The 508-nt window shown below is 64.6% G+C and carries 1 protein-coding gene; it reads left to right on the forward strand.

Annotated features, from left to right (window positions below; translation table 11 throughout):
• Window positions 1-341: 341 nt before the first annotated feature.
• On the forward strand, window positions 342-508 hold a 167-nt coding region (locus RF645_RS13505; RefSeq protein ID WP_368819295.1), incomplete at its 3' end, for an rRNA adenine N-6-methyltransferase family protein.

Below are 508 nucleotides of genomic sequence, written 5' to 3' on the forward strand. Positions count from 1 at the left end.
GGATGTGGGCCTTAGATGTCCGCTAGCAGTGCGGTGGCGGACATCTAAGTGTTGCGGGCAAGGACGTTGTTGACGTTGGCGCGGCTGTTGCCGTGATGGGCGATTCCAGTGCCGCCCAGACCGCTCTGGAGGTAGGAGGGCCCCAGGCCAGGCCCTTGATCAGCTGTTGAACAGCCCTGGTGCGATAGGGTGGGGGCCATGGGTAGTCCATCAATTGCAGTGACCCGGTTCCGCCGCTTCTAGCGGCGGAACCTGTTCCAGGACGTTCTGCCGCTCCGCGAGTCCAGCCGGGCGGCGCTTTTGCGTGCCCGGACGCCTGCTTCGATGGAGCGTCCTTTTCTATGCCCACTTACCGTGGCGGCCGACATGAGCACGGCCAGAACTTCCTCACTGACCACACCACGATCGACCGGCTCTCACGGCTGGTAGGCGACTCGACCGGTCCGATCGTCGAGATCGGCCCGGGCCAGGGCAGGCTCACAAGAGAGCTGCAGAAGCTCGGCCGGTC

Origin of the sequence: Kocuria sp. CPCC 205260 (genome assembly GCF_040981045.1) — a bacterium.
Lineage (GTDB): Bacteria > Actinomycetota > Actinomycetes > Actinomycetales > Micrococcaceae > Kocuria > Kocuria palustris.